The organism is Paractinoplanes hotanensis (genome assembly GCF_023717965.1).
Classification (GTDB): Bacteria; Actinomycetota; Actinomycetes; order Mycobacteriales; family Micromonosporaceae; genus Actinoplanes; species Actinoplanes polyasparticus.
This window is the reverse complement of record NZ_JAMQOL010000080.1, coordinates 25,385-38,890: the sequence shown is the minus strand read 5'-3', so window position 1 is coordinate 38,890 and position 13,506 is coordinate 25,385. Positions and strand designations below refer to the sequence as shown.

The 13,506-nt window shown below is 72.0% G+C and carries 12 protein-coding genes; 4 read left to right on the top strand and 8 right to left on the bottom strand.

What is annotated here, in order from left to right:
• Positions 1 to 131 precede the first annotated feature (131 nt).
• The 4 genes from LXN57_RS44585 to LXN57_RS44570 all read left to right on the top strand — a co-directional run bounded on the left by LXN57_RS44585 (position 132) and on the right by LXN57_RS44570 (position 5,224).
• Positions 132 to 2,177, top strand: coding sequence for a hydantoinase/oxoprolinase family protein (locus tag LXN57_RS44585; RefSeq protein ID WP_251804373.1), 2,046 nt, complete (start codon positions 132 to 134; stop codon positions 2,175 to 2,177).
• Positions 2,174 to 3,838: a hydantoinase B/oxoprolinase family protein gene (locus LXN57_RS44580; RefSeq protein ID WP_251804372.1), complete on the top strand. Its 1,665-nt coding sequence runs from the start codon at positions 2,174 to 2,176 to the stop codon at positions 3,836 to 3,838. Before LXN57_RS44585 ends, LXN57_RS44580 begins: the two co-directional genes overlap by 4 nt.
• A gap of 106 nt (positions 3,839 to 3,944) precedes the next feature.
• Entirely contained in the window at positions 3,945 to 4,229 is a 285-nt protein-coding gene (locus LXN57_RS44575; protein ID WP_251804371.1) for a hypothetical protein, read from the top strand.
• 68 nt (positions 4,230 to 4,297) lie between these two features.
• Positions 4,298 to 5,224, top strand: a complete 927-nt coding sequence (locus LXN57_RS44570) for a hypothetical protein (protein ID WP_251804370.1) — start codon at positions 4,298 to 4,300, stop codon at positions 5,222 to 5,224.
• On the opposite strand, the gene LXN57_RS44565 is transcribed toward LXN57_RS44570, so the two are convergent.
• The 8 genes from LXN57_RS44565 to LXN57_RS44525 all read right to left on the bottom strand — a co-directional run bounded on the left by LXN57_RS44565 (position 5,210) and on the right by LXN57_RS44525 (position 13,505).
• Entirely contained in the window at positions 5,210 to 6,643 is a 1,434-nt protein-coding gene (locus LXN57_RS44565) for an aldehyde dehydrogenase (NADP(+)) (RefSeq protein WP_251804369.1), read from the bottom strand. The genes LXN57_RS44570 and LXN57_RS44565 overlap by 15 nt on opposite strands.
• A 9-nt stretch (positions 6,644 to 6,652) precedes the next feature.
• Positions 6,653 to 7,654: a proline racemase family protein gene (locus LXN57_RS44560; protein WP_251804368.1), complete on the bottom strand. Its 1,002-nt coding sequence runs from the start codon at positions 7,652 to 7,654 to the stop codon at positions 6,653 to 6,655.
• A gap of 1 nt (position 7,655) precedes the next feature.
• Complete coding sequence (locus tag LXN57_RS44555; RefSeq protein WP_251804367.1) at positions 7,656 to 8,558, bottom strand: dihydrodipicolinate synthase family protein; 903 nt, start codon at positions 8,556 to 8,558, stop codon at positions 7,656 to 7,658.
• Positions 8,555 to 9,964 (bottom strand): NAD(P)/FAD-dependent oxidoreductase, encoded by a 1,410-nt coding sequence (locus tag LXN57_RS48105; RefSeq protein WP_285904752.1) that lies wholly within the window; start codon positions 9,962 to 9,964, stop codon positions 8,555 to 8,557. The genes LXN57_RS44555 and LXN57_RS48105 overlap by 4 nt, the downstream gene beginning before the upstream one ends.
• Positions 9,961 to 10,272, bottom strand: coding sequence for a (2Fe-2S)-binding protein (locus LXN57_RS44540; RefSeq protein WP_251804366.1), 312 nt, complete (start codon positions 10,270 to 10,272; stop codon positions 9,961 to 9,963). Before LXN57_RS44540 ends, LXN57_RS48105 begins: the two co-directional genes overlap by 4 nt.
• Before the next feature lie 136 nt (positions 10,273 to 10,408).
• Positions 10,409 to 11,653: a BREX system ATP-binding domain-containing protein gene (locus LXN57_RS44535; RefSeq protein WP_251804365.1), complete on the bottom strand. Its 1,245-nt coding sequence runs from the start codon at positions 11,651 to 11,653 to the stop codon at positions 10,409 to 10,411.
• Positions 11,653 to 12,630 (bottom strand): BREX system ATP-binding domain-containing protein, encoded by a 978-nt coding sequence (locus tag LXN57_RS44530; RefSeq protein WP_251804364.1) that lies wholly within the window; start codon positions 12,628 to 12,630, stop codon positions 11,653 to 11,655. Before LXN57_RS44530 ends, LXN57_RS44535 begins: the two co-directional genes overlap by 1 nt.
• Positions 12,627 to 13,505, bottom strand: a complete 879-nt coding sequence (locus LXN57_RS44525; RefSeq protein ID WP_251804363.1) for a hypothetical protein — start codon at positions 13,503 to 13,505, stop codon at positions 12,627 to 12,629. Before LXN57_RS44525 ends, LXN57_RS44530 begins: the two co-directional genes overlap by 4 nt.
• Position 13,506 lies beyond the last annotated feature (1 nt).

Sequence of the window (13,506 nt, the reverse complement as noted above, 5' to 3'; positions counted from 1 at the left end):
GGGCCACCGGGCGCCGATCGTGCGCGCCGCACGCGCAGCCACCCGGGCGCTATGCCGTGCGCACACTCCCGGCACACCGCCGCCCCCTAACTTGCGCCTTACCTGACCGGCCTGCACGCGAGGGAGATGACATGGGGCGGTATCGAGTCGCGATGGACATCGGGGGCACGTTCACCGATGTCGTGACGTACGACCAGCAGAGCGGCGCGTTCGCGGCGACGAAGGCCTCGACCACGCCCGGCGATCTCAGCGAGGGCGTGCTGGCCGGCCTGGACGCGGTGGTCGACGAGCCGTCCGGCATCGACTTCCTCGTGCACGGCACCACCCAGGGCCTGAACGCCTTCCTCGAGCGGCGCGGCGTGCCCGTGCTGCTGCTCGGCACGGCCGGGATCGAGGACACGTACCACATCGCCCGGGGACCGCGGACCCGGCTGTACGACCTGCACTACCGCAAGCCGACGCCGCTGGTGCCCCGCCGCGACGTGCTCGGCATCGGTGGCCGCATCGCTGCCGACGGCACCGAGCTCACCCCGCTCGACGAGGATGCCGTACGCGCCGCTGCTCAGCAGGCCCGGGCCGGCGGGCACGGCGCGATCGCGGTGGCGTTCCTGTTCAGCTACAAGAACCCGGCGCACGAGCTGCGGGCCCGCGAGATCCTCCAGGGCGAGTTGGGCGACGACGTCACGGTGTCGGTCTCGCACGAGGCGGCGAAGGAGTGGCGCGAGTACGAGCGAACCTCGTCGGCCGTGGTCGAGGCGTACACCGGCCCGATCGTACGGAATTATCTGCTCGACCTGGAGGGCCGCCTCGACGCCCGCGGGCTGCGCGTGCCGCTGCACGTCATGCAGTCGTCCGGCGGCATCCTGACCGCGGAGTCGGCCCGTCGCCGCCCGCTCCAGACGCTGCTGTCCGGCCCGGTCGGTGGCGCGATCGCCGGCGCCGAGCTGTCCCGGCAGACCGGCCGCCCGCACCTGATCGGCATCGACATGGGCGGCACCAGCTTCGACGTGTCGCTGATCGTCGACGGCGAGCCCGACGTGTCGGCCGAGGCCCAGCTCGAGGGCCTGCCGATGCTGATGAGCGTCGTCAACATCCACACCGTGGGCGCCGGCGGTGGCTCGGTGGCCTGGGCCGAGGCCGGCGGTCTGCGTGTCGGACCGCGCAGCGCGGGCGCCCGGCCCGGCCCGGCCTGCTACGGCCGCGGCGGCACCGAGCCGACGGTGACCGATGCCAACCTGGTGCTGGGCCGCATCGACCCGCAGGGCTTCGCCGGCGGGCAGATGACCCTGGACGTCCAGGCGGCGGAGAAGGCTGTCGACGGGCTGGCCGAGGTGTTCGGCATGACCACGACGTCCATGGCCGAGGGCATCTGCGACGTGGCCAACTCCAAGATGGCGCAGGCGATCCGCACCATCACCGTGTCGCGCGGCATCGAACCCCGCGACTCGGCGCTGGTCGCCTTCGGCGGGGCCGGCCCGATGCACGCCGTGTTCCTGGCCCGCGAGCTGGGCATCGCCGAGACGGTGGTGCCGCGGTTCCCGGGCGCGTTCTCGGCCTGGGGCATGCTCCAGACCCAGATCCGGCAGGACTACACCGAGCCGTACTTCTATCTGGACCAGGATCTCGACACCGCCGACATGGCCGCGACGCTGGCCCGTCTGGAGAAGGACGGCCTCGACGGGCTCGACCGCGAGGGTGTCGCCGGCGACGCGCGGCACGCCAGTCACGCGGTCGACATCCGGTACGCGGCTCAGGAGTACACCCTGACCGTGCCGCTCACCGGCGCCGACGAGCCGCTGGGCGAGACCTTCCTCGCCGATGTGGCGCAGCGCTTCGCCGACCTGCACAAGAGCCGGTACGGCCACGCGAACCTGGGCGCGCCGATCGAGTTCGTCGCTCTCCGCACCGCGGCCTTCGGCGACCTCGGCCGGCCCGAACCGCAGAAGTGGCCTTCGGCTGACAAGCCCGACTTCGCCCACGAGATCCGCACGGTGGTCTTCGACGGCGAAGCACAGGACACCCTGGTGGCCCGGCGCGACGACCTCTTCGTGGGCCACAGCTTCGACGGCCCGGCCGTGGTCGTCGAGGACACCGCCACCACGGTCGTGCCGCCCGGCTATGCCGTGAGCGTGGACGACATCGGCTCGCTGATCATCTCTCGGAAGGACGGCCAGTGACCATCGACCCGGTAACCGTCGAGATCATCCGCAACGCGCTCAACGCCGCCGCGGACGACATGAACGCCACGCTGATCCGTTCGGCCTACACGCCGATCATCTACGAGTGCGGCGACTGTGTGGTGGCCCTGCTCGACGCCGACCACCAGGTGCTGGGCCAGTCGGCCGGCCTGCCGATCTTCCTGGGCAACCTGGAGACCTGCACCCTGGCCACCGAGGAGCGGTTCGGCCGCGAGGTGTGGCAGCCGGGCGACGTGTGGATCCTCAACGACAGCTATCTGGGCGGCACGCACCTCAACGACGTGACCATCTTCGGCCCGGTCTTCGTCGACGAGACGCTGGTCGGCTTCACCGCCTCGCGCGCCCACTGGATCGACGTGGGATCCAAGGACCCGGGCGGCTCGATGGACTCGGTCAACATCTTCCAGGAGGGGCTGCGCCTCGGTCCGCAGAAGCTGGTCTCGGGCGGCGTCGAGGAGCGTTCGGTCACCGACACGATCGCCACCAACGTCCGGTTCCCCTACCCGACCACGGGCGACATGCACGCGATGATGGCCTGCATCCAGATGGGGGAGCGGCGGCTTCAAGAGATCGTACGGCGGTTCGGGCTGAGCACGCTGGAGGCGGCGCGCGACGAGATCTTCCACCAGACCGAGCTGCTCGAGCGGGCGGTCATCGCCAAGATCCCGGACGGCGTCTACAGCGCCGAGGGCGTGCTCGACAACGACGGCATCGACCTCGACACCCCGGTGCCGATCCGGCTGCGGATCACCGTGTCCGGCGAACAGATCGACTTCGACGTGACCGAGTCGGCCGACCAGACCGTGGGCCCGGTCAACTGCGGCGTGTCGCAGGCCGTCTCGGCGCTCCGGGTCGGCTACAAGCTGCTGGTCAGCCCCGACCTGCCGGGCAACGGCGGCTCGTTCCGGTCGATGACCACCCAGGTGCGCGAGGGCTCGGTGCTCGGCGCCCGGTCGCCCGCCGCCTGCCAGTGGTACTTCTCGCACCTCGGCCTGCTGATCGACATGGTGGCCCGGGCGCTCGCGCCGGCCATGCCCGACCAGGTGGCCGGGGCCAGCCACGGCGACTCGATGATCATCCTGTCGGCCGGCACCGACCCGCGGGTGAGCCGCGAGTTCGTCAGCCTCGAGGCCACCATCGGCGGCTGGGGCGCCTGGAACGGCTCGGACGGCGAGAGCGCGCTGATCAACAACGTGAACGGCTCGCTCAAGGACATCCCGATCGAGGTGCACGAGACCCGCTACCCGTGGCGCATCAACGAGTACCGGATCCGTCCCGACTCGGGCGGCTCGGGCCGATGGCGCGGCGGCAACGGTGTGATCCGCGAGTACGAGGCGCAGACCGACCTGACCGTGTCGCTGTGGTTCGAGCGCTCCCGCCAGCCGGCCTGGGGCCTGTTCGGCGGCGAGGACGCGGTCGGTCCCGAGGTCGTCATCAATCCGGGCCGCGAGGACGAGCGCCGCATCCTGAAGATCAACGGAATGTCCCTGAAGAAGGGCGACGTGGTGCGCTGCTCGACCGGCGGCGGTGGCGGCTACGGCGACCCGACCGAACGGGCCGCCGACGACGTACGGGCCGACGTGCTCGACCGGAACATCACCGCCGACGCCGCCCGCAACCGCTACGGCATCGGCGCCTGACGCGAGCGGCCGGGCCCGGGCTTGACGCCCCGGGCCCGGCCGCGCCTACGCCGGCCTGGCCGGCCTCGACGTCACCCACAGCGACCTGCTGCGCGCCACCGTCACGGTGCCCGCGAACTGCACGCTGACGGTCAAGTTCTGGGTACGGACGACGACCACCGAAACCAGCCGCGGCGACTACCTGAACGTCAGCTTCGCCGTGACCGGGGTGCCGCCGAAGACGTACTTCTCGCTCTCGTCCGACGGCTCGCCGGACTGGTACCAGTACAGCGGCTCCACCGGAACAGCCACCACGGACCGCTCGGCGACGGTCAGTTTCTACGCCAGCGGGACAGCCGGCAACGGCGTCACCGCGTTCGACGTCGACGACGTGCGATTCACCCTGGGCTGAGCCGGCCCGCGCCCGGGAACCGGGAGCGCCGCGGCGGCGTCGAAAGACGGCCGGCTCGAGGGGGAGATGTGGGACGACGACTGTGGTGGGTCGCTGCGGTAGCGATGCTGGCCGGGTGTGCGAGCGTGCCGGCGCCCGAGCCGGTGGGGCAGGAGCCGACGCGGCGGGCGGGCAATCTACAGCGGCTGCGGGAGCGGGCCCGGGTGGTGCTGGCGAATTACGACAGGGCCGCGGGGGACGCGCAGCTGGTCGTGTTGTGGGGCCAGGAGGCCACGGTCGCCGGGACGCTGGAGCCGCGGAACGAGCATCTCAAGACGGCGGTCGACGCGGGACGGCTCGAGGCGGCCGGTGAGCTGCCCGCGACGCCACGCGAGCAGGGTGAAGCGGTGTGGACCGGTGGCCGGCGGTTGTCGCTGCCGCTGCTGTCGGCGCCGGAGGCTTTGCGCCTGCTCGCCGTGGACGACGACTGCCCGGAGTGTGTGCGGCACCCCGTGACGGGCGCGCGGCTGACGACGATGCGGGTGTCGACCACCCGGGGACCGGCCGCCGTGCCGGCGTGGGAGTTCTCGCTCGAGGGCACGAAGATGCGCGTTCTGCGGATGGCCCTCGACAGCGGCCCGCCCGTGAAGGTGGACCCGCCGGCGGGTGGTCCCGACGATCTTCCCGACGGCGCCGTGGCCGAGTCGGCCCGTGTCGACGGCAAGCGGCTCACCGTGGCGCTCATCGGAGCGCGGGAGGGCGCCGGCGAGCCGTGTGGTGAGGACTACGTCGCCGAGGCCGTCGAGTCGGACACCGCCGTGGCGGTGCTCGTGCGGATACGCCGTTACAGCGGCCCGACGCCCTCGGCGCCGCCGGGCACTGAATTCGGCTGCTTGACGGCCGGCCATCCCCGCTCGGCCACGGTCACGCTGGCCGAGCCGTTGAACGGGCGGGCTGTCCTCGAAGTGCAGCAGGGACAGCCCGTCCCGCTCGTCGTCGGCTCAGGTGGCGAGTGAACCCCAGGCGGAGGACTCGCCGGCGGGGGAGCGGTGCTGGGGAACGTTCCACGGGTTGTCGTCGCGCAGCGGCTCGGGAAGCAGGGACTGCGGGCAGTCCTGGAAGACGACCGGGCGCAGGAAACGGGTGATCGCGGCCGTGCCGACCGAGGTGGTGGTCGGGTTCGTGGTGGCGGGGAACGGGCCGCCGTGCTGCATGGCCGGGGTCACCGCCACGCCGGTGGGCCAGCCGTTGAAGAGGACCCGGCCGGACAGCGACTGCAGGGCGGTGACCAGCTCGTGCAGCCACGGGGAATCCTCGGCGGCGCCGATGTGCACGCCGGCGGTCAGCGAGCCCTCGATGAGCTCGGTCAGGGCTGCGCCCAGCGGTTCGCCGGGGGTGTAGCGGACGACCACCGACAGCGGGCCGAACGCCTCCTCCAGCAGGGTGTCGCGGTGCTTGAGCAGGGTGGCCAGATCGGTCTCGACCAGCGTGGGGGTCACGCCGTCGTCCGTCACTGCGCCCTCGACCGTAACGGTCACGCCGGGTGTCCCGAGGATCTCGGTGCGGCGGCGGGCGTAGCCGTCGACTATGCCAGGGTGCAGCAGGCGGTGCGGTGCAACGCCTTCGAAGGCCTCAGCGGCGGCGAATTCGGCCGGTACGAAGAGCAGGCCGGGCTTGGTGCAGAGCTGACCGGCCGACCCGGACACACTGACCGCGAAGCCCTGGGCGATGGCGGACGCGCGCTCGGCCAAGGCGGAAGGGGTGACCACGACCGGGTTCAGGCTGCCCAGCTCGCCGTAGAACGGGATCGGGTGGGGGCGGGCGGCGGCGATCTCGGCCAAGGCCCGGCCGCCGGCCAGGGAGCCGGTGAAGCTGGCGCCGGCGATGCGCTCGTCCCGCAGGGCGGCCACGCCTTCTTCCTGGCCGTGGATGACGCCCAGCGCTCCCGCGGGCAGCGCGGCGCCGACGATCTGCGCCGTGCGGTCGGACAGGCGCGGGTGGCCGGGGTGGGCCTTGACGACGACCGGGCAGCCGGCGGCCAGGGCCGAGGCGGTGTCGCCGCCGGCCACCGAGAACGCGAACGGGAAGTTGCTGGCCGCGAAGTTCAGCACCGGGCCCAGCGGCACCAGGTAGCGGCGCAGGTCGGGGCGGGGGCCCAGCACGAAGTCGGGGTCGGCGGCGTCGAGGCGTACGTCGAGGAACTCGCCGGCCGCCGCGACGTCGGCGAACAGCTTGAGTTGCACCGCCGTCCGCTTGATCTCGCCGCGCAGGCGCGGCTCGGCCAGGCCGGTCTCCGCCATGGCCAGGGGCACCAGCTCGTCGGCGGCGGCGAGGAGCGCGTCGGCCGCGGCCACGAGAGCCTCGGCCCGCTGCCGCGGCGGCATGGTGGCGAGGACGGGGGCAGCCGCGGTGGCGGCGGCGAGAACAGAGCTCATGAATACACCTCAGAAAGCGAAGCCGGTCGGGTACGGGTCGGAGGGGTCGAGCAGATACTGCCCGAGGCCGGTCACCCAGGCACGGCCGGTGATGGTGGGGACGACCGCGGCTCGGCCGGCCACAGTGGTCTCGGAGATGAGGCGGCCGGTGAAACGGCTGCCGATGAACGACTCGTTGACGAAGTCGTCGCCGATCGCCAGTTCGCCCCGTGCCCACAGCTCGGCCATGCGGGCCGAGGTGCCGGTGCCGCAGGGGGACCGGTCGAACCAGCCCGGGTGGATGGCCATCGCGTGGCGCGAGTGACGGGCGTCGGAGCCGGGCGCGATGAACTCGACGTGGTGGCAGTGGTCGACGCCGTCGATGAGCGGGTGCTGGGGCGGGTCCTGGGTGTTGATCGCGTCCATGATGGCCAGCCCGGCGTCGAGGATGTCGCGTTGCCGCGTACGGTCGAACGGTAGCCCGACCGCGTCGAGATCTACCATCGCATAGAAGTTACCGCCGAAGGCCAGGCTGTAGGGCACCGGGCCCAGGCCGGGCACCTCGATCGTCGTGTCCAGGCGTTCCGCGTACGCGGGCACGTTCTCCAGCGTCACCGACTCGGCATGCCCGTCCCTGACCTGGACCGTGGCCACCACGAGCCCGGCCGGGGTGTCCAGCCGGATCGTGGTGACGGGCTCGGTGACCGCCACCATGCCGGTCTCGACCAGCACGGTGGCGACCCCGATCGTGCCGTGCCCGCACATCGGCAGGCAGCCGGACACCTCGATGTAGACGACGCCGAAGTCCGCGTCCGCGCGCGTCGGCGGCTGCAGGATGGCCCCGCTCATCGCGGCGTGCCCGCGCGGCTCGTTCATCAGCAGCTTGCGGACGTCGTCCAGGTGCTCGATGAAGTGCAGGCGCCGCTCGTTCATGGTCGCCCCGGGGATGGTGCCCAGTCCCGCGGTGACGACCCGGGTCGGCATGCCCTCGGTGTGCGAGTCGACGGCGGTGAACATCCTCGAGGCGCGCATGTCAGCCCGCCAGCGCTTCGACGGCCCGCTTGGTCTCGGCCTCGATCTGGGCGCGGTGCTCCGGGGTGAGCGGGCCGCGGGGCGGACGGCACGGGCCGCCGTACCGGCCGATGAGGTCCATGCTGAGCTTGATGGCCTGCACGAACTCCGTACGGGAATCCCAGCGGAACACGGCCACCAGGTGCTGGTAGAGCTCGCGCGCCTCGAGGAACTTCCCCGCCAGCATGAGGTCGTAGAGGCGCCGGGACTCGGCCGGGAACACGTTGGGGAACCCGGCGAACCAGCCCACCGCGCCGTCGGCCATCAGTTCGAACAGCACGTCGTCGGCTCCGGCGACCACGTCGATCTCGCACTTCTCACGGATCTCGAACAGCCGCCGCACGTCCCCGGTGAACTCCTTGATCGCCACCACCTGCGGGATCCGCGCGATCTCGGCGACCAGGTCGGGCACCAGGTCGACCTTGGTGTCGAACGGGTTGTTGTAGATCATCATCGGCAGCCCGGCCTCGGCGATCCTCGTGTAGTGCTCGACCACCTGGCTGTTGCTGGCCCGGTACATGGTCGGCGGCAGCGCGAGCACCCCGGTCGCGCCGTCCTCGCCGGCGATCTCGGCCCACTTCTTCGCCTGGTGCCACCCCGGTCCGTGCACGCCGGCGATCACCGTGCCGCGTCCGCCGACCGCCTCGACGGCGACCTGGACGACGCGCCGCCGCTCGGAGTCGGTGAGCGACGAGTACTCGCCGAGCGAGCCGTTGGGGCCGACGCCGTGGCAGCCGTTGCTCATCAGCCAGTCGACGTGCTCGGCGTACCGGTCGAAGTCGACGGCGAGGCCGGCCGGGGCCGACGGATCTTCCTTGTACGGCAGGGCGGTGGCGACGACGACGCCGCGGAGGTCGGTGGTCATTGGTGCTCCTGTTCTTCAGCGGCGGCCAGCTCGCCGAGCCGGACGAAAGCCGCGAGGGGGCGTTGTTCCGTGCGGCCCGCGTCGAGCAGGCCGCCGGTGTGGCGATGCAGCAGTTCTTCGACGGTGCGCCCGCAGACGCGGCCCTGGCAGACGCCCAGGCCGGCGCGGGTGCTGAGCTTGAGTGAGCGCAGGCCGCGCGACCGGGTGGCGGCCGCGCCGGCCCGCAGGTCGCCGGCCGTGACCTCCTCGCAGCGGCAGACCGTGGTGTCGTCGCCGAGCCAGCCGACCCAGCCCGGGCGGATGCCGTGCGCGGCCTCGAGACGGGCGGCGAAGCGCTGGTTCTCGCTCCGCGAGCGGCGCTGGGCGTCGGAGGCGGTCGCGCCGGCCGCGGCCAGCCCGGCCACGACGCCCTCGGCCAGGGCCAGGTCGGCGCCGCCGATGCCGGTGATCTCGCCGGCGGCGTAGACCCCGGGGACGGTGGTCCGGCCGTCGTGGTCGGTCACCACGGCGCCGTACGCGTCGAGGCCGCACCCGGCCGAGACGGCGAGCTCGACCCGGGGTACGAAGCCGTGGCTGACACAGACGGCGTCGACGCTGACGTCGCGGGACGTGCCTGGGATCGGCGCCCATTGCGGGTCGAGGCGGGCGACGGTCACCGAGCTGACCCGCTCGGTGCCGTGGGCGGCGACGACGGCGGTGGCCGCGCGGTACGGAATGCGGTGGCGGGCCAGGTCACGGACGTAGCCGGCCAGCTCGCCGGCCTTGTGCCGGGTGGCCAGGAGTTCGGTCGGGCGGCGGCTCCAGCCCCGGCCCAGACGCGGCCAGCCGTTGGCCTCGAGCACACCGGCCACCTCGGCGCCGGTGCGGACGAGGCTCGACGCGACGGGCAGCAGGAACGGGCCCGCCCCGGCCACGAGCACGCGGCGGCCGACGGCGATGCGCTCCGACTTGGCCAGGGCCTGGGCCGCACCCGCCGTGAAGACGCCGGGCAGGTCCCAGCCGGGGAAGGGGAGGGTGCGTTCGTACGCGCCGGTGGCGAGAATCAGCGCTTTCGGAGCGAACGTCCGTCGTACGCGGTCCCGCCCGTCCGCCGGGCCGACGAGCACGTGCAGCGTGGGCGGGCGGTCGTCGTGCCGCTCGGCCAGCCAGACCTGCGCGTCGGCCAGCATCTCCTGCCCGCGCAGCGCCGTGAATCTGTCCCAGCCGTGGTGCAGGATTCGCTCGTTGGCCGCCGGCCGCTCCGCCGGGAGGTGCCGCCAGTACTGGCCGCCCGCGTCGCCGGCCGCATCAAGCAGAACAACCCGGGCACCTGCGTTCCGCGCGGCATCCGCAGCGGCAAGCCCCGCCGGCCCCGCCCCCACAACAAGCACATCGGGCGTCTCCACCGTCAGGCCGGCGGCGCTCATGGCTGCGCCTCGGTCGAGATGGAGTCGCCGTCGGCCGCTCGGCGTTGGCAGGCGCGGACGTCGGAGAGGCCGTTCACGGCGACGAGGCAGTCGTGGCAGACCCCGATGCCGCAGAAGACGCCTCGCGGTCGCCCGTTGCGGGTCGTTCGCCAGGCGAGCCGCCCGGCCCCCAGGAGCACCCCGGCAACCGTCTGCCCGTCCAGCCCTCGCACCGGCATTCCGTCCACGATGATCGTGATCGGCGACGTCTTCCCAGGTCGTACCGGATCGCGGTGCGCTGCCATGGAGGTCGGTCCCGTCGCTGTCACCTCAGTAGTATGTCACACACTACAGCCAGGCGAGCGGCTGGCAGATCAGCTCGCCGATGACAGGACTGAGCCGGCGCTCCTCATCTCCGACGCGCGGGGCAGACGGGAATGAGTAACGGCGCCGGCCGTCGTCCGCCTACTCGGGTGGGGTGCGCTCCAGATCGGGGTCCTCGCGGTAGTCACTGGCCACATCGACGGCTTCGGTCACCGGCCGATATGCGGGGTCGAGGCGTACCAGGTCCCACTCGTTGATCCAGGCCCGTACGTACTGCCGCATACGGGTGGCGCCCAGCCGCTCCAGACCGGTCACGTCGGGCGGATGCCACCCGAACGCCTGCCCGTGCAGCTCGCGCAGCCGGGCGTACACCTGCTTGAGTTCGGTGTCGTCCGGCGGGGTGAGCAGGTGCGTCTCCCGATCGATGATCCGCATGCCGAGTTCAGCGGCCGCCGCGAGCTCCGCTGCTTCCGGAGTGCCCTTGGCTCGCAGCCGCTCCGGGACGAGTTGACGATCGTTGCGCCCGGTGATGACGGCCGCTTCATAGTCGTCAGTCATGGCGAACACCGTGGCGATCGGGGTGCTTCTGCCGTGCTCGCCACGCATCCACCGCGCCAGCTCCGCGTAGGACTTCGCACGTTGGAGCAATGAATACCGCCCGATGAGCTCGACTTCGTCGAAGAGGACGAGCCATCCCGGCGAGCCTGCGGCGGCCAGCAGCCGGGCCGCGAACCGCATCCGTTGCCGGGCCAGCTCGGGCGCCGCAACCGGCGAGAGGACGGGTCGCTGCTCGCCGATCTCCTTCATCCGCTTGCGCAGTTCCGGGACGGGGATCGGATCACCCGACCAGAATCTCAAGATCGTTTCGGCGTACGCGGGGTCGCGCTCGCGAAGGTGAGCGAACAGCGTCAGGGTGGCGGGGAACCGTTCGTTCAGCTCGGACCCGCTCGAGGACGCCCAGCGCAGCAGCTCGGCGTACGAACGACCGTCGAGGTCGAGCCCGGCCGCCGCCTCGATGACGGCGGGCCGGGCCTGCCCGTCCCGCAGGGCGGAATCGGCCGCGGCCCGGAAGACCTTGACGGGGTCGTGCAGCGGTGTCTCCTTGCTGACGACGACACGACTGACGGTCCAGCCGGCGTTCAGCGCCAGCCGGGCGAGGTGCTCGAGAAGATGGCTCTTGCCCGCGCCGAACCCGCCGCCGATCAGCATGCCGGCGGGAGAACCCGTCGCGGCCGCGGCGCACATCGTCTCGAAACGGTCCTCGATCGCCGATTGCCCGCTGCCGAGCGCGGCCACCGCATCCCGGCTGGGCACCCCCGCACGCAACGCCTCGATCGCACGCCGGGCGACGACGGCCGGGGCGTTGCCGGTGTCCGTGCCGATCATCAGGACACCTCCACGGAGTGGGAACCGATGCGCACCAGCGCGGCGTACGGATTTTGTCGGTGCCGGTCGTGGACCTCGTCGGCTACCCGCAGGTGCAGAGCCGTGTACGCGGGCAGCCCACGCGCCTCGTCGTGGACCAGGACGGGCGGCACCTCGACGGCGACGAACAAACCCTCGATCTCGTCGACCGCATCGATCAGCTGCCGCACCAGCTCGTACGCGTCGAGCGTCGCCGCCTTGGCGTAGTAGAAGCCGTCCCGTAAGCCTGCCGGCGGGCGCCGGGTCACGGCGAGCCGGTGCAGGTCGAGCCGCAGTATCAGGCCCGGGCGGCCGGCGATCCGCAGCCAGCGGGTCAACGACAGCAGCAGCGGCCGGGCGTTGTAGCGGTTCACCTTCGCGTTCAGGCCCACCCGGCGCAGGTCCGCGGCGGGCAACCGCTCACCGTGCAGCCAGCCGATCACCGTTTCCCGTTCCTCGGCAGTGACGTCGCCCCGGCCGAGGCGTTCCTGGCAGAGCCGGAGCATGGCCACCCGGAACTCGTGACTCATCTCGGTGTCCCGCAACACCAGCTGCTCGACGGCGCGGCGAACACTGCGGTACAGCTCCGCGGCGTTCACGTCGTGGTGGCGGGCGATCGCGCCGATGTCGATGCGATCGATCCCGGCGGGCGCGGGAAAGCCCGCTTGGTCCAAGGCGGCCCGTACGACGGAGCCGGCCAGCCCGGTCCAGTCCAACTGCCGGGCGACGGTGGTGAACACCTGGTCGATCAGGTGGACGCGGGTGGTCACGGCATCCACTTCGGCGTACGCGAAGCCGTCACCGATCTCGGGCAGCCCCGCGGCGAGCTGGTTCCGCACGGCCTCGTCCGCCGCGCACAGCAGCTTGACCGAGGCGCCACCGCGGGCGATGTATCCGGCCAGGTACTCCCGCCGGACGAACGAGAGGTAGTCGTCGACGCCGATCTCGGCGGTGCTCATGACTGCTCCGGCTCGGCTTCCTCGGCGGTGAACGAAACTCCCCAGTACCGCTGCTCCTGACCGTTGCGTGCCACCGTCGTCAGAACCCCGGCGCCCTTGGTTCCGGTGCTGGCCGACCAGCGCAGGGTCCGCGGATTCCGCTCGGTGCGGGTGACGCCGCTCTGGTCCAGCAGGTAGAGATCGCGGGCGAACTCCTGCCGCGAGTACTGGGTGCGCTGGCCCGGCATCATGGTCAGCACCGTCCAGAGGTCGACCAGGCGGGTCACGGCGTCGGGACGCTTGCCGTCGGCGGCGACCCGAAGCTCGTAGGCCGACCGGAGACTGTCGAGGAACTGCTCCGCCTTGAAGCGCGTTCCCCGCTCCTGCGCCCGCGCCAGGGAGCTGACCAGCACGGACGGGCGCAGCCGCCGGTCCCGCACCTTGTCGATCTCGACTGCCGCGTCGCCGGGAAGGATCCGCAGCAGCGACGGGTAGCACAGGAGCCGGTCGTCGTCACCCTCCACGATCACCAGTCCCCGCGCCGACGCCTCAGCCAGCAACTCCTTCACGTACCCGCCGGAGGAGAGGTAAGCCCGCTCGTCGAAGGTGAAGTCGCCCTCGATCATTCTGGTGTCCGCGGCGAGCCCGTCGGCCGCTGCCTGCGCGGCGGCCAACGCCTTCCGCAGGTCACGGATCTGGCCGCTGCGGGCGGCGCCTAGCGCCCGCTTCAACTCTCGCACCACGGCGTTCGCATCGCGCAACGCGCTGTCCAGCGCCCGCTCGGCGGCGGCGAGTGAATTCTCGATGCTCTCTACGGGGCCTTGCCGGCCGGCTGCGGCGTCGACTTCACCGGTGGTCTCGGCGGCGGCCGAATCTGACACGAGAGGAGATCCCATC

Excerpts from the sequence above, each read along its gene's own strand:
- LXN57_RS44585 (WP_251804373.1), top strand. The coding sequence starts at position 132 with ATGGGGCGGTATCGAGTCGCGATGGACATCGGGGGCACGTTCACCGAT.
- LXN57_RS44565 (WP_251804369.1), bottom strand. The coding sequence starts at position 6,643 with ATGAGCTCTGTTCTCGCCGCCGCCACCGCGGCTGCCCCCGTCCTCGCC.
- LXN57_RS44560 (WP_251804368.1), bottom strand. The coding sequence starts at position 7,654 with ATGCGCGCCTCGAGGATGTTCACCGCCGTCGACTCGCACACCGAGGGC.
- LXN57_RS44555 (WP_251804367.1), bottom strand. The coding sequence starts at position 8,558 with ATGACCACCGACCTCCGCGGCGTCGTCGTCGCCACCGCCCTGCCGTAC.
- LXN57_RS48105 (WP_285904752.1), bottom strand. The coding sequence starts at position 9,964 with ATGAGCGCCGCCGGCCTGACGGTGGAGACGCCCGATGTGCTTGTTGTG.
- LXN57_RS44535 (WP_251804365.1), bottom strand. The coding sequence starts at position 11,653 with ATGATCGGCACGGACACCGGCAACGCCCCGGCCGTCGTCGCCCGGCGT.
- LXN57_RS44530 (WP_251804364.1), bottom strand. The coding sequence starts at position 12,630 with ATGAGCACCGCCGAGATCGGCGTCGACGACTACCTCTCGTTCGTCCGG.
- LXN57_RS44525 (WP_251804363.1), bottom strand. The coding sequence starts at position 13,505 with ATGGGATCTCCTCTCGTGTCAGATTCGGCCGCCGCCGAGACCACCGGT.